Raw genomic sequence first — 17530 nt, forward strand, 5'->3', positions numbered from 1 at the left:
CCTAACAGATTAACCCCTTGCGGGAGAGGCTACTTTTTCTCATCCCCGATGCGTCTGTCAATTCTCTCCTGCATGTAGGCATAAAACGGGTTCGAGGTCACCCGCATTAACGCGTCTTTGCCTACGCTCAGCACGGAGGTTTCCCCCCACAGCGCAATCGTGCCGAGGCTAATGCCATACCGGTTTTTCTCCGCAGGATGTCGGCCATAGAGATCGTCATCAGGCGGGAACGGCACGGCGACATGCGACAGTGAATAGACCTCCTGCGGCCAGGACATCGCCAGCGGTACCGCGGTCTCATCGGTGCCTCCCGCCGGGGTTATTTTCGCCACCGCGGCGAAACTGTCCGCGCTGGCATTGGTAATAATCGTGACACCGTAACGCCTTTTCGCCACAGGCAGTAACTCAGAGGTCGCCGCCCACGACGACGGTTTAAAGAGAGGACGGAAGCTGGCGGCCTGATTGATATCAAATACAACCAGCTCGCTGCCGTTCGCCGGAAGCTGGTCAAATAACCCGGTGACCACGGCGCGGGTGCTGACCGTTGAATCCATCACCGACTGAAATGCGAGTACCGGTGGCAGCTGGTCCAGTCTGTGCTCCCGGGCATCACGCCCCATTTGCTCCTGCAGGGCCTGGGTCAAGAGCCATGACTGGCGCGCCGCATTGACCGGGAAGGAGTTGTATTTATACGGGTTATATTCCGGCGAGATGTTTAACCATGCCGCTTTGGCAAACGGCGGTAACATCGCCGGCAATCCGGCCAATCCTGCAAACCGGGCGAACGCCGTGACGCCAATCATAGGCGAGAGCAGGATGAGCTGTTGCGGTTTGCGAAGCGCAGGCGTGTCCAGCGCATCAAGGGCATATTTCATCGCCAGCGCCCCACCGTTGGAGTAACCCACCAGATGCAGGGGAACATTGTCTCCCGCCAGCCGCGTGGCTTCGCGCACGGCAAGGCGCGTCGCCGCCAGCCACCTCTCCCAGTCAACGTCGGTCAGCGCGCCGGGCGCGGTGCCGTGTCCGGGCAGGCGTGGGACCACCGCCACAAAACCGTGCTGCTGATAATCACGGGCAAGATGCCGGACACTGTAAGGCGAATCTGTTAGCCCGTGCAGCAACACCACCGCGCCGCGTGGCGTTCCGGCAGGCATCAGCACAAAGGAGCGGTTGGCATCGGGTGAAAATTTACCGGGCCAAACCAGGCTCTGACGGTAGTAACGGTTTAACGGCGTGCGCTCCTCACCCTGGGTTTTGCGCGTTACCGCGTTATCCAGATCGGTGAAAATGGCGTTTTCCCGGGCGACATACTGGGCAAAATTGGCCTTATCGATCTCGCGTACGGACATCTCATCTGCCCGCCAGGTATGCCAGAGATGCAGTTCCGGTCCCTGCTGCGAGAGATAAACCCGAACCGCGAGCAGGACGATCAGTACCCCTCCTGCGATCATCGCCATTTTCTTTGCGAGCGCCATCAGGCGCACGCTGATACGCCAGGGCAAGTTCGCCATGCCGGGATCCCTTTCATATTTACGTTGTCTCTATCTTATCAAAAATGTGAAGACGCTGACGTATTCACGAAATTCATACCTCCACGCTCAGCCAGTGCACCAAAAGTGAACTACGCTGCACAAATGTTGATCATTGGTTAACTAAATATTGCATGAAGTTTGCAGCACAGCGGCGTCCCGTCGCGATGTGGACATGGCACGCGTCATGCATTGTTAATCAAATAACACAAATCTGATGACTGACAGCCTGTTAACAGCGAGGCGGTATGACGACAAAACCCGAGGTGTTGAGCCGTATTGAAGCCACGTTCAGCCAGCTGACCCCCAGCGAGAAGCGGGTGGCGAGCTGGTTGCTGGCGCATGCCGCACAGATCCCGTTTGAAACGGCTGAAAGCGTGGGTCTGGCGACCGGCACCAGCGGCATTACCGTGGGACGCTTTCTGCGAAAACTCGGCTACCGCAATCTGGAAGATGCCAAAAAGAGCCTGCGCGACCCGCATCAGCCCTGGGGTATGAACGAGCGGCTGGACTCCTGGCAGCAGCAGTCCCCTCTGCCCAACCGCCTTCAGCACTCTCTGTCGCTGGAGGTGGATGCCATCACCCAGGTTTATCAGCTGGCGCACACCGACGCATTCCGCCAGGTGGTTCATCAGCTTGCCCACGCGGATGCGGTTTTTGTGCTCGGGATCCAGTCGACACGCGGGATAGCCAATGCCTTCTTCAGCCATCTTGAGTACCTTCGCCCGCGCGTCAGTTACGCCGAAGGCGCGTCCGGCAGCTGGGTTGAATCCCTGAACTCCGGTTTCGCCCACCCCTATGTGGTGCTGACCGATACCCGCACCTATTCCACCATTGCGCGTCAGTACTGTCGGGTCGCAAGCGAAAAAGGTATTTCGCTGGCCCTGATCACCGATATCTGGTGCCCGTGGGCGCGGGATTACCCGCTTGATTTACTGCAGGTGAAAACCGAAACCGGCCATTTCTGGGATTCGCTGGCACCTGTGAGCTGTCTGTTCAACCTGCTGCTGTCAGGTGTCGTGGAAGCGCTGGGTGATGCCCTTCCACAGCGGCTGGCGGTAAACCGGCAATTACAACAAGAGTTTGGTCAATTCGAACGCTAAAGGAGCGGAGCTATGCCCCCAGAGAGTGAACTGATTGATGTGGCGAAGACCTTCCCTGCGCTGCATATCGATCTGAAATACGCCACAGCCGACAACATCACGGGTCGTCCGATTTATCAGGAGGCGCTGTGCCTGCTGCATACCGATGCGGCCACCGCGCTGGCGAAAGCCATCAGCATCGCCGCACTGGCCGGGCTGAAGCTGGTGGTCTACGACGCTTATCGCCCGCAGGAAGCGCAGGCTCAGTTGTGGGATGCCTGCCCGAACCCGGAATACGTGGTTGATGTGGCGATTGGTTCCAACCACAGCCGCGGGACGGCCATCGACGTTACGCTGATGGACGAACAGAACACCGTGCTGGATATGGGGGCCGGTTTTGACGAAATGCACGACCGCTCGCACGCCTGGCACCCGTCCGTGCCGCCGCACGCGCAGCGCAATCGCCTGCTGCTTAACGCCATCATGTCCGGTGGCGGCTTTGTGGGGATCAGCAGCGAATGGTGGCACTTCGAGCTGCCGAACGCGGCCAGCTATCCCTTGCTTGACGATCGTTTTGCCTGTTTCCCGTTGACGCACACCCCTCTTTAAAACTGGAGCACTGCCATGAAAACAACGCTTCTTACTACCCTGATCGCCGCCTCGCTGGCACTCAGCGCCCCGGTTGCGCTGGCTGCCGTCCCGAAAGATATGCTGGTGATCGGAAAAGCGGCCGACCCGCAAACGCTCGACCCGGCGGTGACCATTGATAACAACGACTGGACGGTGACTTACCCCGCCTATCAGCGTCTGGTGAAGTACAAGCCAGGCTCCACCGAGGTGGAGGGCGACCTGTCAACGGGCTGGAAAGCGTCAGAGGATCAGAAAGAGTGGACCTTTACCCTTACCGATAACGCAAAATTCGCCGATGGCACGCCGGTTACTGCCGAGGCGGTAAAACTCTCCTTTGAACGTCTGCTGAAGCTTAGCCAGGGGCCATCTGAAGCGTTCCCGAAAGATCTCAAAATTGATGCGGTCGATCCGCACACGGTGAAATTCACCCTCAGCCAGCCGTTTGCCCCGTTCCTCTACACCCTGGCCAACGACGGTGCGTCGATCGTTAACCCGGCGGTGCTAAAGGCGAACGCTGCCGATGATGCACGCGGTTATTTAGCGCAAAACACCGCCGGGTCCGGGCCATTCATGCTGAAAAGCTGGCAGAAAGGTCAGCAGCTGGTGCTCGTTCCGAACCCACACTGGGCGGGTGAGAAGCCGCACTTCAAGCGCGTTTCGGTGAAAATTATTGGTGAAAGCGCTTCACGCCGCCTGCAGCTTTCCCGTGGCGATCTGGATATCGCCGATTCACTGCCCGTCGATCAGCTTTCAGCCCTTAAGCAAGAAGGCAAAGTGGCAGTGGCGGAATATCCGTCCCTGCGCGTGACCTATCTTTATCTGAATAACAGCAAAGCCCCGCTCAATCAGGTGGATTTACGTCGGGCCGTCTCCTGGGCAACGGATTATCAGGGGATGGTGAAAGGCATCCTGAGTGACAATGGTAAACAGATGCGCGGCCCGATACCGGACGGCATGTGGGGGTTTGACGCCACGGCAATGCAGTACAGCTTTGACGAGGCCAAAGCCAAAGCCGCGCTGGAGAAAGTCAAAGACAAGCCGGCAAGCCTGACATTCCTCTATTCAGACAACGACCCCAACTGGGAACCGATCGCCCTGTCCACGCAGGCGAGCCTCGGCAAGATCGGCATCAACGTGAAGCTGGAAAAACTGGCTAACGCCACCATGCGCGATCGTGTCGGGAAAGGTGACTATGACATCGCTATTGGCAACTGGAGCCCGGACTTTGCCGACCCGTACATGTTCATGAACTACTGGTTTGAGTCGGACAAAAAAGGGTTGCCGGGTAACCGCTCGTTTTACGAGAACAAAGAGGTCGACGCCCTGCTGAAGGCGGCCCTGAAAACCACCGATCAGGCGGAGCGTACCCACGATTACCAGCAGGCGCAGAAGGTGGTGATCGACGAGGCGGCCTACGTGTATCTGTTCCAGAAGAACTACCAGCTGGCGATGAACAAAGAGGTGAAAGGCTTCACCTTTAATCCAATGCTGGAGCAGGTCTTTAACATTGCCACCATGAGTAAATAACGGTTCTCGCCGGGGGAAAGTGTATGACGTTCTGGAGCATTGTGCGCCAGCGCTGCTGGGGGTTAATCCTGGTGGTGGCCGGTGTCTGTATCATCACCTTTATTATTTCACACCTGATCCCCGGCGATCCGGCCCGCCTGCTGGCCGGAGACCGCGCCAGCGACGACATTGTGCAAGGCATCCGCCAGCAGCTGGGGCTGGATCAACCGCTGTATATCCAGTTTGGTCGCTATGTGGATGCGCTGGCCCATGGCGATTTAGGCACCTCTATCCGCACCGGACGTCCGGTCGCGGAAGATTTGAAGGCCTTTTTCCCGGCCACCCTGGAGCTGGCTTTTTGTTCCCTGCTGCTGGCGCTGGTTATCGGCGTGCCGCTGGGGATTTTATCGGCGGTCTACCGTGACCGCTGGCTGGATCATCTGGTGCGCTTAATGGCGATGACGGGCATTTCAACGCCCGCATTCTGGCTTGGGTTGGGAGTGATTGTCCTCTTCTACGGGCATCTGCAACTTCTGCCGGGAGGCGGAAGGCTTGACGACTGGCTCGATCCGCCGACGCGCGTTACCGGCTTTTATCTGGTGGATGCGCTGCTGGAAGGCAACGGGGAGGTCTTTTTCAATGCCCTGCAGCATCTGATTTTACCTTCGATGACGCTGGCATTTGTTCATCTCGGCATTGTGGCGCGTCAGGTTCGCTCGGCCATGCTGGAGCAGCTCAGTGAAGATTACATACGAACCGCACGCGCCAGCGGATTGCCCGGCTGGTACATCGTGCTGCGCTATGCCCTGCCCAATGCGATGATCCCGTCGATTACCGTGCTCGGACTGGCACTGGGCGATCTGCTGTATGGCGCAGTCCTCACCGAAACCGTCTTTGCCTGGCCGGGAATGGGCGCCTGGGTCGTCACCTCTATTCAGGCACTCGATTTCCCTGCCGTCATGGGCTTCGCGGTAGTGGTCTCACTGGCCTATGTGCTGGTTAATCTGGTGGTCGATCTGCTCTATCTGTGGGTTGACCCGCGAATCGGACGCGGAGGTGCCGAATGATGTTGACTCAGGAAACGCCCGTCCCGGTTAAAACAGCGAAAGCAGGCATCAACTGGGCAAAACTGTTCTGGATGCTGCGTAAAAGCCCCCTCACGCTGATTGGCGCCGCGATCATGATCCTGATGCTCCTGCTGATGGTGACATCACCGTGGATTGTGCCGCATGACCCCAATGCGCTGAATTTGACCGCGCGTCTGCAGGCTCCGTCTGCCGAACACTGGTTTGGCACCGATGAGGTTGGCCGCGATCTGTTCAGCCGGGTGCTCGCCGGCAGCCAGCAGTCGATCAGCGCGGGGCTGGCCGTCGTGGTGATTGCGGGCGGTATTGGCTCGCTTCTGGGCTGTTTGTCTGGCGTGCTGGGCGGGCGCGGCGACGCCATTATTATGCGCATTATGGACGTTATGCTCTCCATTCCCTCGCTGGTGCTGACCATGGCACTGGCAGCGGCGCTGGGGCCGAGCCTGTTTAACGCAATGCTCGCCATCGCGATTGTACGTATCCCGTTTTACGTGCGTCTGGCACGCGGGCAAACCCTTGTCGTGCGCCAGTTTACCTATGTTCAGGCGGCCCGCACCTTCGGCGCATCACGCTGGCATTTAATCAGCTGGCATATTCTGCGCAACGCCCTCCCGCCGCTGATTGTGCAGGCTTCGCTGGATATTGGCAGCGCCATTCTGATGGCCGCCACGCTGGGCTTTATCGGTCTGGGCGCACAGCAACCCACCGCCGAATGGGGCGCGATGGTTGCCGTAGGGCGCAACTATGTACTCGACCAGTGGTGGTATTGCGCTTTTCCTGGCGCGGCCATTTTGATTACCGCCGTGGGCTTTAATCTTTTTGGTGACGGCATCCGCGACCTGCTGGATCCGAAATCAGGAGGGAAACAGTCATGACCGACTCGGTTTTAACCATCGAGGATTTACATCTGAGTTTCCCGATATACTGCGGTGAGGTTCATGCGCTGAACCACGTCTCGCTGGAGATTAAACGGGGCGAAATTGTCGGCGTAGTGGGCGAGTCGGGGTCGGGGAAGTCGGTTACCGCCATGCTCGCTATGCGCCTGTTGCCGGAAGGCAGCTACCGAATTCATCACGGTCAGGTGACATTGCTGGGAGAAGATGTTCTGACCGCATCGGAAAAACAGCTTCGCCAGTGGCGCGGGGCAAAAGTGGCGATGATTTTTCAGGAGCCCATGACCGCCCTGAACCCAACGCGGCGGATTGGTAAGCAAATGGTGGAGGTGATCCGCCAGCATCAGCCGCTCGACCGTCGCGCGGCGCAGCAAAAAGCGATTGCCCTGCTGGAGGAGATGCAAATCCCGGACGCGAAAGCGGTGATGGCGCGTTATCCGTTTGAACTCTCCGGCGGCATGCGTCAGCGGGTGATGATCGCCCTTGCCTTCTCCTGCGAGCCTGAACTTATCATCGCCGACGAGCCGACCACGGCGCTGGATGTGACCGTGCAGCTGCAGGTACTGCGTCTGCTGAAGCACAAGGCGCGGGCCAGCGGAACCTCGGTGCTGTTTATCAGCCACGATATGGCCGTGGTTTCCCAGCTCTGTGACCGGATGTATGTGATGTACGCGGGAAGCGTAATTGAGAGCGGTGCCACGCAAACGCTGATCCACCATCCCGTTCATCCCTACTCCATCGGCCTGTTGCAATGTGCGCCTGAAAACGGTGCGCCGCGCGAGTTGCTTCCGGCCATTCCCGGCACGGTGCCTAATCTCAGCCAGCGTCCACAAGGTTGCGCGTTCCGCGAGCGCTGCTTTGCCGCCGGGACGAAATGCGGTGAGGCACCGCGCCTGCTTCCCAATGGTGCAGAGGGCCAGATGGCTGCCTGCTGGTACCCGCAACGGGAGAAACACCATGTCTGACATTTTGCTTGAACTGGATAGCGTGCATGTCAACTTTCCCGCGCGCAAAAACTGGCTGGGCCGCGTCACGGAACAGGTGCATGCCCTCAATGGGCTGGACCTGCAGATCCGTCGCGGCGAAACGCTGGGCATTGTTGGGGAATCCGGCTGCGGGAAAAGCACGCTGGCACAGCTATTGATGGGCATGCTCAGGCCCAGCACCGGCGACTATCAGCGGACGCATCACGCGGGCGGCATGCAGATGGTTTTTCAGGACCCGCTCTCCTCCCTCGACCCGCGGCTGCCGGTGTGGCGCATCATCACCGAGCCGGTGTGGGTGCAAAAACGCAGCAGTGAACGCGAACGGCGCCAGCTGGCAGAGACGCTGGCGATGCAGGTGGGTATTCGTGCGGAATACCTTGACCGGTTACCGCATGCCTTTTCAGGCGGGCAGCGCCAGCGCATTGCTATCGCCCGGGCGCTGTCGTCCAATCCAGATATCATCGTGCTCGACGAACCCACCAGCGCGCTGGATATTTCCGTGCAGGCGCAAATCCTCAACCTGCTGGTAAAACTGCAGCAGGAACGGAATCTCACCTATGTGTTGATCTCACATAACGTCTCGGTAGTCAGACACATGAGCGATCGTGTGGCGGTGATGTATCTGGGCCAGATCGTGGAACTGGGAACCACCGATCAGGTGCTTGTCAGGCCGCGCCATCCCTACACCCGGCTGCTGCTTGATTCCGTTCCCAGAACCGGTGAACCGCTGGATGAAAACCTGGCGCTGCGTAAAACAGAGCTTCCTGGCAATCGTCACCTTCCCACCGGCTGTTTTTTCCGGGATCGCTGTCCGCAGGCAGCGCAAGGGTGCGAGCGCCCGCAGTCGCTACAGCCTTCAGTTGAGGGCTGTAGCGTGCGCTGCTGGCGCAATCTGAGCGAGTAGCCACGCAGGGTGGCGCTGTTTCACGTTTAAATTTGCGCCATTCCACCGTCGACAAACAGTTCGGTGGCGTTGATAAAGCTTGCTGCATCTGAGGCCAGAAACGCCACCGCTTTCCCCACTTCCCCCGGCGCGCCTAAGCGTCCCAGCGGCACCTGGGCGGCCAGCGCGTCATACAGCCCCTGACGATGTTCTTCCGGTACCAGGTCACCCAGCCCTGGGGTTTTGATGGGCCCCGGGCTCACCACGTTGACGCGAATACCGCGCCCCTGCAAATCCAGCGCCCACGAACGAGCAAAGTTGCGCACGGCGGCTTTACTGGCACTGTATACGCTAAAGTTTGCGGTTCCTTTAATGGACACCGTGGATCCGGTCAGAATGATCGACGATCCGGCAGATAACAGCGGTAACGCTTTTTGCACGGTGAACAGTACACCGCGAACGTTGGTTGCAAAGATGCGATCAAACTGCTCTTCAGTGATAGCGCCTAACGGCAGCATGTCGCCACCCCCCGCATTGGCGAACAGAATATCCAGACGCCCTTCGTCTTTTGCAATCTGCGCATAGACTTTATCGAGGTCGGAAAGTTGAGAGACGTCCGCACGGATGCCGACCGCCGCGGTGGCAATTTGTGCAACGGCAGCGTCCAGCTCCGCCTGACGACGTCCGGTGATATAAACCTTCGCGCCCTGGGCCGCCAGTTCCTGCGCGGTGGCGAGACCGATACCTGTGCTACCGCCCGTAACCAGGGCAATTTTACCTGCGAGAGACGTATTCATGTTATTCACCTTTAATCATGTTTTCAGGATGCCCGCAAAAACGGCTGAAGAGGTTTTCGCTTGCGTTGAATAAACTCTATCGGTTGCAGGATTAATGAAAAACGGGCAAAAATGAAAATCACTATTCACAGGTGGAAATAATCCGGAGTACGAATGGACCAGCTCATGGCAATGCGCGCATTTACACGGGTGGTGGAAACCGGAAGTTTTACGCGTGCGGCTGATTCTCTGAATATGCCTATCGCCACCCTGAGCAAGCTGGTGAAATCGCTCGAAGCGCACCTGGAGATCCGGCTTTTACATCGCACGACACGACGGGTAGTCACCACACCGGAAGGTGCCGGGTACTATGAAAAAGCGCTCAGGGTGCTGATTGATATTGAAGATATCGATACGTCGTTTCGCGTTTCTCGCGCGACGCCGAAAGGCCATCTGCGGGTGGATGTGGGCGGTTCAACCGCGCGCGACGTGCTGATCCCCCTACTCCCGGAATTTATGCAGCGTTATCCGGAAATACGCATCGATCTTGGCGTGGCCGACCGGCCCGTGGATTTGATCAGCGGTAACGTTGACTGCGTGATCCGCGGCGGCCCTCTGGACGACTCCTCCCTTATTGCCCGTCATCTGGGCGACGCTGAAATGGTCACCTGCGCGACGTCCGATTATTTAAAACATCATGGCGTACCGGCCTATCCGCGGGAGCTGTGCAATGGCCATAAGCTGATTAGCTACCTTTCTCCCGTCACCGGTCGGGCGTTCCCGTTTCGCTTCAGGGAAAAGGGAGAAAGGCTGGAGATAAGTATTCCGCACTTCCTTGGTGTCAATGAAAGCAACGCTCATCTGGCGGCGGCGGTGGCAGGTTTAGGTATTATTCAGACATTTCAATATTCGGCAAAAAGGCATTTACAGGCGGGGACGTTAACTGAAATTCTTAGCGACTGGCGACCTGACGCTTATCCGTTTCATGTGGTTTATCCGCAGAACCGGCATCTGACACATCGACTGAGAGTGTTTATCGCCTGGCTGGCAGAGGTGTTTCCTGCCGCGCTGAAGGGATAGCCGGAGCAAAATACGGATAAACTTTATAATCCATGAAAATCCGGTGCTAATGCATTTATTTCTATCCTTTAATTCAGCGTTTTTTATTGACCTGGTGCGGATAATGGGTTGATATCTACCCAAAAATCAAACTTTAAGGATGACGTTATGGCTGTATTGCCACAAATGCCGAGTGGAGGCACAAGGTTAATTGATAGCAATATGCGTGAAGCTAGCACGCATGGCGCAGGGCGGAATATGGCGCTACCGCAAACCTATTACTGGTTCTATCAACAGGTCAAAAATCGTGGCCCGTGGGATTACAAACAGCAACGCCGTGACCTGGCTAATTTTGGTAATTTTAATTATGGAGCCACCGGGTTTGCAGCAGGGATACCAGAAGCAACCTTGTATATGGGCGCGGGTTTTGCACAAAGCCGGGCAGGAACGTCGAAGCCGCAATGGGGAACATGGTACGGTGAGTTACCTTATGGGGATGACCCTCATGACCAGTTTTGGATTAAACAGGGAATAGATTATGCCAAACAGCACGGTTATTAAGTGGCTGCACAGAGCGCTAACTGCCGCGCTGCTGGTTTTTGTAGGGTTTCAGTATTTTGCAAACCAGCCACCGGATGATGACCTTTACTCACAACAACAAATTACACCCGAGGTCTATTTGTACGTTACAAAGTACAAAGGCGGTGGTGCGACGGTTTCAGATGTTTATCGCTATTACCTGGACACAAAACTGCAGGGTAATCTGTTGAAGCACCTGAAGAAACGCTCACCCTTTATGGTAGCTGACACTGGCGACGCCAAAATCTCTGGCTACGGCTCTCACGTCAATGTAAACCTCACCGGGCGTGTTTATTCGTTTACGAATTCAGATCTCTTTTACGCAGGTAATGTGGCCATCATGCCCATTATCAGCCTTAACGCAACCGGCACGCGTTAAGATTCCTTTTGCTACCCACAAATACACCTATCCTCATGCGCACAGCTGCGCGCATGAGGGCTTTTAATGAGCTTTGGTTTAATTGAGCGTGTAATCCAGCGTGATTTCCGCGTTCAGCAGCTGTGAAACCGGGCAGCCGGCTTTCGCTTTCTGAATAACGCCATCGAACTGCTGAGGGTCAATGCCAGGGACAGTAACCTTGCTCTGCAGTGCGACCTTCGTAATGGCGAAACCGCCCTCTTTTTTATCCAGTGACACGTCGGCGGTGGTATCAATGGAATCGGCGGTGTAGCCTGCTTCACCCAGCATCAGCGACAGTGCCATCGAAAAACAGGCTGCGTGTGCGGCACCAATCAGTTCTTCCGGGTTGGTCCCTTTTTCGCCTTCAAAACGGGTGTTGAAGCCGTAAGGCTGTTGATTGAGAACGCCGCTCTCGGTAGAAACAGTTCCTTTTCCGCGTTTAATATCGCCAGACCAGTGTGCTGAACCGTGCTTATGAATTGTCATTCTTGCTCTCCTTTTGGCTTACAAAGGGTTAAGTATAGACCAGAGATCTGACGCGTCCTGGAACACAGAGTATTCTGGTTGGCGTTGATGCGATACATCACTTCGAACCATCAAAAGGGAAAGGCCTATGATGCTAAACACCAGGATTGTCGTGGCACTGACCACGCTCGCCGTGACGTTCCCCCTCTTTGCCAGCACGCCGGAGAATTTTATCTATACCAGCTCGGGCGACCTTGATGCCGCCGCCGCGCTTATCACCCGTCGTGATATCGGTGGCGCGCAGATCGTTTATAACTGGCGTGCACTGGAGCCTGAGAAAAACAGATATGACTTCTCATCCATAGAGCGAGATCTGGCGCGCCTGAAGGCCAGCAATAAAAAGCTGTTTATTCAAATTCAGGATCGCTTCTTCGAAAAAGATGCCCGGTATGTCCCTGATTATCTGATGGCAGACACGAAGTACAGCGGCGGTATTTCTCCGCAGTTTGACAACCCTGGTGAAGGGAAACCAACAGGTTCAGGCTGGGTAGCCCGGCAGTGGGATCCTGCCGTGCGTGAACGGTATCAGGCCTTACTGGCAGCCCTGGCGAAGCGTTTTGATGGCCAGGTTTATGGTGTGAACTTACCGGAAACCGCGATTGACCTTGATGAGAAAAAGCCGCCGACAGGATTTTCGTGCGACAACTATTTTGCCGGAGAAATGGAAAACCTCGCCTTTGCGCGAAAGGTTTTCACGCAATCCCATGTCGTACAATATGTGAACTTCTGGCCGTGTGAATGGAACAATGACCATAATTACATGGGGCGGCTGTTTGAATACGCCAGTGCCCATAATATCGGGCTTGGCGGACCGGATATTGTTCCCAACCGCAAGGCGCAAATGAAAAACGCCTATCCGTTCTTTAACCAGTATAAAAACAAACTGCCGCTGGTCGCCATGGCCGTTCAGGAGCCCACGCTCACCTACCGAAACCCGGCTACCGGCAAGCCCTTCACCAAAGATGAATTTGTTCAGTTCGCAGAAGCGTATCTCGGCGCAGATATTATTTTCTGGAGCACGACGTCGCCCTGGCTGACGACGAAATAAGCCACAGGCTCACTGCGCGGGCATCAGTTCAGATGCCCTGCAATTTCATCAAGAAAGACGCGCAGGGCCGCAGGCTGATATTCCCGCGACTGGTAAATCCCGTGAATGGCGAGCGGCTTAGGCACTAAGTCTGTGAGCACCGGGACCAGCAGTCCTTGCTCGAGCGCCCCTTGCGCTTCGTGTTCGGGCAGCATTGCAATACCGCAATGTTTAACCGCCGCGTCCATCAACAACGACGAGATGCTGGCGCTAAGATTGCCGCTCACCGCGACGCTCACGCTTTCGCCTCCCAGCGTTATAAAATGCCAAGACTGACCCGCGAAGAAGCTGTAATGCAGACAATTGTGCTGCACCAAATCCTCAGGCGTCACGGGCGTGCCGTGCTGCGCAAGATAGTCCGGCGAGGCGCAAAGCACCGAACGGCACTCACCCAGCCTGCGGGCAATCATCCCCGGCTCCGGGTTATCGGTAATTCGCACGGCTACGTCAATACGCTCGCCCACCAGACTCACGGGATGGTTATTCACATCCAGTTCAATTCTGAGCTGCGGATAACGCGCCAGCAGCCCGGGCAGTACCGGCGCAATCATGTGTATGGCGGTAAAGTGCGCGCAGGCTACCCGTAAGGTGCCGGAAGGTAAATCTTTCTCCGACTGACCTTCAATCTCCTGCGACAGTTGCGAAAGGGTACGCGTTTTCTGCAGTACCTTTTCCCCTGCTGCGGTCAGCGTCAGCTTGCGCGTTGAGCGGTTCACCAGCCGGGTCCCCGCCCACTTCTCCATCTGCTCAAGATAACGGCTTACCATGGGCCGGGAAATGCCCAGCGCACGGGCTGCGGCACTCAAACTTCCCAGCTCGCAAATCCGGTTATAGACCTGTGCGGCAATAACGCGATCCATATAACGCTCCATTTGCTCGATTTATGAAACTAAGCATGTCTTGTTTCAGGAATTCTGGCAAATGTAGAGTTCGGTACAATAGGGTCTTTCCTGATAAAAAGAGACATGATGATGAAGCTCACTCGCCTTGCACTGCTATGCACCCTCTTCACGCCGGCGGTCTTTGCCGCACCGTTGACCATTGATACCTGGAACCCGCAGGAGAAAGGCATCTTTGCGGTCTCGTCGACGCTGGTGTCTGGCCCGAAAGAGGCCGTCCTGTTTGACGCGCAGTTCAGCGTGAAAGACGGTGAAGCACTGGTGGAGAAAATTCGCCGCAGTGGTAAAACCCTGAACAAGATTGTGATCACCTCCGGCGATCCGGACTTCTACTTTGGTCTGCAACCGCTGGTTAAAGCATTCCCGAATGCGAAAGTCGTGGCGACTCAGCAGGTGGTTGACCATATCAAGGCCACCAAAGATGCCAAGCTGGCCTTCTGGGGCCCACAGATGAAAGACGGCGCGCCAACAACGCTGATCGTTCCCCAGGTGCTGACCTCCACCACGTTTATGGTTGATGGTGAGAAAATCGATATTGAACAGCCAGACAGCTACGCGGCCTATGTCTGGATCCCGTCAGCGAAGACGATTCTTGGCGGCACGGGCGTTTCATGGGGCATCCATCTGTGGACGGCCGATACCCAGACCCGGGCGCGTCGCCAGCAGTGGCAGGACACGCTGGAAAACATGGCGGCGCACAAACCTGAGCGCGTGATCCCGGGTCACTATCTGGGGACGCCACCGTCAGGTACCGGCGCTATCGATTTTACCCGTGAATATCTGCAGCGGTTCGAGCAGACGCTGGCTAATCACAAAGATTCTGCTGGCGTCATTAGCGCCATGAAAAAAGCGTATCCGGGCCTGGCCGAAGAGAGCTCGCTGGAATTAAGTGCGAAAGTGAATACCGGCGAAATGAAATGGTAAATTAATCTCTGCTCCTGCTATTTTCTCGGATAGCAGGAGCAGCATCAAAATATCCCCCCTCGTCCCCTGTTATTATTCCTCCATTTCTAAAAGTGTCTAAAAGCATGCACTTATGTAATTTTTATTTCTAAGATGAATCTTAGACACAGCAAGGGAAATATTTGCCATTCTGTTTGTGAATTACATTTTTTGCGAGCCGTACCATTACACAGACAACGACACGGAGGCAGCATGTTTACTTATTACCCGGCAAATACTGCAGCAGCACAACCTGAACTCGTTAACGCAATCGCACAAGGTCTTCACGCCGAACACGGTGCTGTGACTGAAGATGACATTTTGATGGAACTGACCAAATGGGTGGAATCCACAGACAATGACATCCTCAGTGACATCTACCAACAGACCATTAACTACGTGGTCAGTGGACAGAATGCCTCTTTGTAAAAACCTGCTAAGCTGGATCTGCAACCTAAGGGGTTACATTTCGTTTGCGTAAGCAAACTTGTCCTTAAAACTATCAACAGGATTGAGGAGTAAAGATGAAATCGAACCGTCAGGCACGCCATATTCTGGGACTGAACTACAAGCTTTCTAACCAACGTAAAGTGGTGATTGAGGGCGACAGTGAAACGCAAGTCACCCATGCCACCGGCAGAAAACGCCACGCTGGCAAGTAAGTTCCAGTAAGAGATCCTGAACACCATCGGCAAAACCGATGGTGTTTTTGTTTATGTGTTGCGGTAATTAACATTTAGCTCCTTTATAATACCGCCTGACCGCACCCCACCGCACAGGCCAGAAAGATGACAAACAGCAGTGTCAGGGACGGATCTTCAAAAAAAGAGTGAGTGACATGGACAACAAACTGAAAAAACATCGTTCCTTATATATCCCTTATGCCGGTCCGGTTTTACTGGAATTCCCCCTGCTCAACAAAGGTAGCGCCTTCAGCATGGAAGAGCGCAGCAGCTTCAACCTGCTTGGTCTGCTGCCCGAAGTGGTGGAAACCATTGAAGAACAGGCTGAACGTGCGTGGATCCAGTATCAGGGTTTCAAGACTGAAATCGATAAGCACATCTACCTGCGTAACATTCAGGACACCAATGAAACCCTCTTCTATCGCCTGGTTCAGAACCACCTCGAAGAGATGATGCCGGTGATCTACACCCCAACGGTGGGTGCGGCCTGTGAACGTTTCTCTGAGATCTACCGTCGCTCCCGCGGCGTATTCATCTCTTATCAGAACCGTCACAATATGGACGATATTCTGCAGAACGTGCCGAACCACAACATCAAGGTCATTGTTGTGACTGACGGGGAACGTATTCTCGGCCTCGGGGATCAGGGCATTGGCGGAATGGGGATCCCAATCGGTAAGCTCTCCCTGTACACCGCCTGTGGGGGTATCAGCCCGGCGTACACCCTGCCGGTAGTGCTGGATGTGGGTACCAACAACCAGCAGCTGCTCAACGATCCGCTGTACATGGGCTGGCGTCATCCGCGCATTACCGACGATGAGTATTATCAGTTTGTTGATGATTTTATCCAGGCCGTTAAGGCACGCTGGCCGAACGTGCTGCTGCAGTTTGAAGACTTTGCGCAGAAGAACGCCATGCCGCTGCTGAATCGCTACCGCGATGACATCTGCTCATTCAACGACGACATTCAGGGCACCGCCGCCGTGACCGTTGGGACGCTGATCGCCGCCAGCCGTGCGGCAGGCAGCCAGTTGAGCTACCAGAAAATCGTCTTCCTGGGCGCAGGCTCTGCGGGCTGCGGTATTGCCGAGCAGATTATTGCTCAGACGCAGCGCGAGGGCTTGAGTGAAGAACTGGCCCGTTCCCGTGTCTATATGGTTGACCGTTTCGGCCTGCTGACCGACGGTATGCCTAACCTCCTGCCGTTCCAGACCCGACTGGTTCAGAAACGTGAGAACCTGAAAAACTGGGATACCGACAACGAGGTGCTCTCCCTGCTGGACGTGGTGCGCAACGTGAAGCCGGACATTCTTATCGGCGTTTCCGGGCAAACCGGTCTCTTCACCGAAGAGATTATTCGCGAAATGCACAAACACTGTGAACGCCCTATCGTGATGCCGCTCTCTAACCCGACTTCCCGTGTAGAAGCAACGCCGCAGGACATCATCGCCTGGACCGAAGGTAACGCACTGGTGGCAACCGGCAGTCCGTTCGACCCGGTGGTGTGGAAGGATAAAACCTATCCGATCGCGCAGTGCAACAACTCCTACATCTTCCCGGGGATTGGTCTGGGGGTTATCGCGTCCGGTGCGTCACGCATTACCGATGAAATGCTGATGTCAGCCAGCGAAACCCTGGCGAAACACTCACCGCTGGTGAATAACGGTGAAGGCCTGGTGTTGCCAGAGCTGAAAGACATTCATAAAGTGTCCCGTGCGATCGCTTTCGCAGTAGGAAAAATGGCACAGCAGCAAGGCGTGGCGGTGAAAACCTCCGCCGATGCGCTGCAGCAGGCCATTGACGACAACTTCTGGATGCCGGAATACCGCAGCTATCGCAGAACGTCTATCTAAAGAACAGGCCGGGTAAGGCAATCATGCCTCCCGGCCTGCCATTCTGCCCGCGCTTGCCGGGCCGTAAAATCCCCGCTACACTGCCTTCATCCATTAACCTACTGAATATATAAGGAGGCCAATTATGCTGTAC

19 protein-coding genes are annotated in these 17530 nt (G+C 55.8%); 15 read left to right on the top strand and 4 right to left on the bottom strand.

Annotation, left to right across the window (positions count from 1 at the left end; translation table 11 throughout):
* Positions 1-29: 29 nt before the first annotated feature.
* Complete coding sequence (locus ACMGG3_RS07180; protein WP_251884512.1) at positions 30-1511, bottom strand: alpha/beta hydrolase; 1482 nt, start codon at positions 1509-1511, stop codon at positions 30-32.
* Positions 1512-1777: 266 nt separating this feature from the next.
* On the opposite strand from ACMGG3_RS07180, the gene ACMGG3_RS07185 reads away from it, so the two are divergent.
* Genes ACMGG3_RS07185 through ACMGG3_RS07215 form a run of 7 tightly spaced genes read left to right on the top strand, consistent with a single transcriptional unit; the run spans position 1778 to position 8615 of the window.
* Positions 1778-2632 carry a MurR/RpiR family transcriptional regulator gene (locus ACMGG3_RS07185; protein WP_025204147.1) on the top strand — a complete coding sequence of 285 codons (855 nt, stop codon included), beginning with the start codon at positions 1778-1780 and terminating at the stop codon, positions 2630-2632.
* 12 nt (positions 2633-2644) lie between these two features.
* Complete coding sequence (gene ddpX, locus ACMGG3_RS07190) at positions 2645-3220, top strand: D-alanyl-D-alanine dipeptidase (RefSeq protein ID WP_014170160.1); 576 nt, start codon at positions 2645-2647, stop codon at positions 3218-3220.
* Positions 3221-3235: 15 nt separating this feature from the next.
* Complete coding sequence (locus tag ACMGG3_RS07195) at positions 3236-4768, top strand: ABC transporter substrate-binding protein (RefSeq protein WP_414149739.1); 1533 nt, start codon at positions 3236-3238, stop codon at positions 4766-4768.
* Positions 4769-4791: 23 nt separating this feature from the next.
* Positions 4792-5814 carry an ABC transporter permease gene (locus tag ACMGG3_RS07200; protein ID WP_014170162.1) on the top strand — a complete coding sequence of 341 codons (1023 nt, stop codon included), beginning with the start codon at positions 4792-4794 and terminating at the stop codon, positions 5812-5814.
* Positions 5811-6707, top strand: coding sequence for a D,D-dipeptide ABC transporter permease (gene ddpC / locus ACMGG3_RS07205; protein ID WP_414149740.1), 897 nt, complete (start codon positions 5811-5813; stop codon positions 6705-6707). The genes ACMGG3_RS07200 and ddpC overlap by 4 nt, the downstream gene beginning before the upstream one ends.
* A complete protein-coding gene (locus tag ACMGG3_RS07210; protein ID WP_414149741.1) occupies positions 6704-7690 on the top strand; it encodes an ABC transporter ATP-binding protein in 987 nt (328 codons plus the stop codon). The genes ddpC and ACMGG3_RS07210 overlap by 4 nt, the downstream gene beginning before the upstream one ends.
* Complete coding sequence (locus tag ACMGG3_RS07215; RefSeq protein ID WP_063156450.1) at positions 7683-8615, top strand: ABC transporter ATP-binding protein; 933 nt, start codon at positions 7683-7685, stop codon at positions 8613-8615. Before ACMGG3_RS07210 ends, ACMGG3_RS07215 begins: the two co-directional genes overlap by 8 nt.
* A gap of 26 nt (positions 8616-8641) precedes the next feature.
* On the opposite strand, the gene ACMGG3_RS07220 is transcribed toward ACMGG3_RS07215, so the two are convergent.
* On the bottom strand, positions 8642-9391 hold the full coding sequence (locus ACMGG3_RS07220) for an SDR family NAD(P)-dependent oxidoreductase (protein WP_020884087.1): 750 nt from the start codon (positions 9389-9391) through the stop codon (positions 8642-8644).
* A gap of 153 nt (positions 9392-9544) precedes the next feature.
* On the opposite strand from ACMGG3_RS07220, the gene ACMGG3_RS07225 reads away from it, so the two are divergent.
* The 3 genes from ACMGG3_RS07225 to ACMGG3_RS07235 all read left to right on the top strand — a co-directional run bounded on the left by ACMGG3_RS07225 (position 9545) and on the right by ACMGG3_RS07235 (position 11387).
* Entirely contained in the window at positions 9545-10450 is a 906-nt protein-coding gene (locus ACMGG3_RS07225) for a LysR family transcriptional regulator (protein WP_032680963.1), read from the top strand.
* A 147-nt stretch (positions 10451-10597) separates the two neighbouring features.
* Positions 10598-10990 (top strand): polymorphic toxin type 44 domain-containing protein, encoded by a 393-nt coding sequence (locus tag ACMGG3_RS07230; protein WP_020884085.1) that lies wholly within the window; start codon positions 10598-10600, stop codon positions 10988-10990.
* A complete protein-coding gene (locus ACMGG3_RS07235) occupies positions 10968-11387 on the top strand; it encodes a hypothetical protein (protein ID WP_014170170.1) in 420 nt (139 codons plus the stop codon). The genes ACMGG3_RS07230 and ACMGG3_RS07235 overlap by 23 nt, the downstream gene beginning before the upstream one ends.
* Before the next feature lie 78 nt (positions 11388-11465).
* Here ACMGG3_RS07235 and ACMGG3_RS07240 read toward each other — a convergent pair whose 3' ends face one another.
* Positions 11466-11894, bottom strand: a complete 429-nt coding sequence (locus ACMGG3_RS07240) for an OsmC family protein (protein ID WP_014170171.1) — start codon at positions 11892-11894, stop codon at positions 11466-11468.
* Positions 11895-12021: 127 nt separating this feature from the next.
* Between ACMGG3_RS07240 and ACMGG3_RS07245 the strand changes: the two genes are divergently transcribed.
* A complete protein-coding gene (locus ACMGG3_RS07245) occupies positions 12022-12981 on the top strand; it encodes a hypothetical protein (protein WP_047356455.1) in 960 nt (319 codons plus the stop codon).
* Between the two features lie 23 nt (positions 12982-13004).
* Here ACMGG3_RS07245 and ACMGG3_RS07250 read toward each other — a convergent pair whose 3' ends face one another.
* Positions 13005-13880, bottom strand: coding sequence for a LysR family transcriptional regulator (locus ACMGG3_RS07250; RefSeq protein WP_414149742.1), 876 nt, complete (start codon positions 13878-13880; stop codon positions 13005-13007).
* 111 nt (positions 13881-13991) lie between these two features.
* On the opposite strand from ACMGG3_RS07250, the gene ACMGG3_RS07255 reads away from it, so the two are divergent.
* The 4 genes from ACMGG3_RS07255 to ACMGG3_RS07270 all read left to right on the top strand — a co-directional run bounded on the left by ACMGG3_RS07255 (position 13992) and on the right by ACMGG3_RS07270 (position 17397).
* Positions 13992-14843 (top strand): Vmh family MBL fold metallo-hydrolase, encoded by an 852-nt coding sequence (locus ACMGG3_RS07255; RefSeq protein ID WP_025204138.1) that lies wholly within the window; start codon positions 13992-13994, stop codon positions 14841-14843.
* Positions 14844-15074: 231 nt separating this feature from the next.
* On the top strand, positions 15075-15290 hold the full coding sequence (gene bdm, locus ACMGG3_RS07260; protein ID WP_020884080.1) for a biofilm-dependent modulation protein: 216 nt from the start codon (positions 15075-15077) through the stop codon (positions 15288-15290).
* Positions 15291-15385: 95 nt separating this feature from the next.
* Complete coding sequence (gene sra / locus ACMGG3_RS07265) at positions 15386-15523, top strand: stationary-phase-induced ribosome-associated protein (RefSeq protein WP_013096533.1); 138 nt, start codon at positions 15386-15388, stop codon at positions 15521-15523.
* Positions 15524-15699: 176 nt separating this feature from the next.
* The gene (locus ACMGG3_RS07270) at positions 15700-17397 is read left to right on the top strand and encodes an NAD-dependent malic enzyme (RefSeq protein ID WP_020884079.1); all 1698 of its coding nucleotides are present in this window, start codon (positions 15700-15702) and stop codon (positions 17395-17397) included.
* Positions 17398-17530 lie beyond the last annotated feature (133 nt).

Origin of the sequence: Enterobacter sp. BNK-18, from assembly GCF_047456135.1 — a bacterium.
GTDB lineage: Bacteria > Pseudomonadota > Gammaproteobacteria > Enterobacterales > Enterobacteriaceae > Enterobacter > Enterobacter ludwigii.

Coding starts and splice junctions, on each gene's coding strand:
- sra (WP_013096533.1), top strand. CDS start 15,386: ATGAAATCGAACCGTCAGGCACGCCATATTCTGGGACTGAACTACAAG.
- ACMGG3_RS07200 (WP_014170162.1), top strand. CDS start 4,792: ATGACGTTCTGGAGCATTGTGCGCCAGCGCTGCTGGGGGTTAATCCTG.
- ACMGG3_RS07235 (WP_014170170.1), top strand. CDS start 10,968: ATGCCAAACAGCACGGTTATTAAGTGGCTGCACAGAGCGCTAACTGCC.
- ACMGG3_RS07250 (WP_414149742.1), bottom strand. CDS start 13,880: ATGGATCGCGTTATTGCCGCACAGGTCTATAACCGGATTTGCGAGCTG.
- ACMGG3_RS07225 (WP_032680963.1), top strand. CDS start 9,545: ATGGACCAGCTCATGGCAATGCGCGCATTTACACGGGTGGTGGAAACC.
- ACMGG3_RS07245 (WP_047356455.1), top strand. CDS start 12,022: ATGATGCTAAACACCAGGATTGTCGTGGCACTGACCACGCTCGCCGTG.
- ACMGG3_RS07255 (WP_025204138.1), top strand. CDS start 13,992: ATGAAGCTCACTCGCCTTGCACTGCTATGCACCCTCTTCACGCCGGCG.
- ddpC (WP_414149740.1), top strand. CDS start 5,811: ATGATGTTGACTCAGGAAACGCCCGTCCCGGTTAAAACAGCGAAAGCA.
- ACMGG3_RS07215 (WP_063156450.1), top strand. CDS start 7,683: ATGTCTGACATTTTGCTTGAACTGGATAGCGTGCATGTCAACTTTCCC.
- ACMGG3_RS07185 (WP_025204147.1), top strand. CDS start 1,778: ATGACGACAAAACCCGAGGTGTTGAGCCGTATTGAAGCCACGTTCAGC.
- ACMGG3_RS07220 (WP_020884087.1), bottom strand. CDS start 9,391: ATGAATACGTCTCTCGCAGGTAAAATTGCCCTGGTTACGGGCGGTAGC.
- ACMGG3_RS07210 (WP_414149741.1), top strand. CDS start 6,704: ATGACCGACTCGGTTTTAACCATCGAGGATTTACATCTGAGTTTCCCG.
- ACMGG3_RS07195 (WP_414149739.1), top strand. CDS start 3,236: ATGAAAACAACGCTTCTTACTACCCTGATCGCCGCCTCGCTGGCACTC.
- ddpX (WP_014170160.1), top strand. CDS start 2,645: ATGCCCCCAGAGAGTGAACTGATTGATGTGGCGAAGACCTTCCCTGCG.
- ACMGG3_RS07180 (WP_251884512.1), bottom strand. CDS start 1,511: ATGGCGAACTTGCCCTGGCGTATCAGCGTGCGCCTGATGGCGCTCGCA.
- ACMGG3_RS07270 (WP_020884079.1), top strand. CDS start 15,700: ATGGACAACAAACTGAAAAAACATCGTTCCTTATATATCCCTTATGCC.
- ACMGG3_RS07230 (WP_020884085.1), top strand. CDS start 10,598: ATGGCTGTATTGCCACAAATGCCGAGTGGAGGCACAAGGTTAATTGAT.
- ACMGG3_RS07240 (WP_014170171.1), bottom strand. CDS start 11,894: ATGACAATTCATAAGCACGGTTCAGCACACTGGTCTGGCGATATTAAA.
- bdm (WP_020884080.1), top strand. CDS start 15,075: ATGTTTACTTATTACCCGGCAAATACTGCAGCAGCACAACCTGAACTC.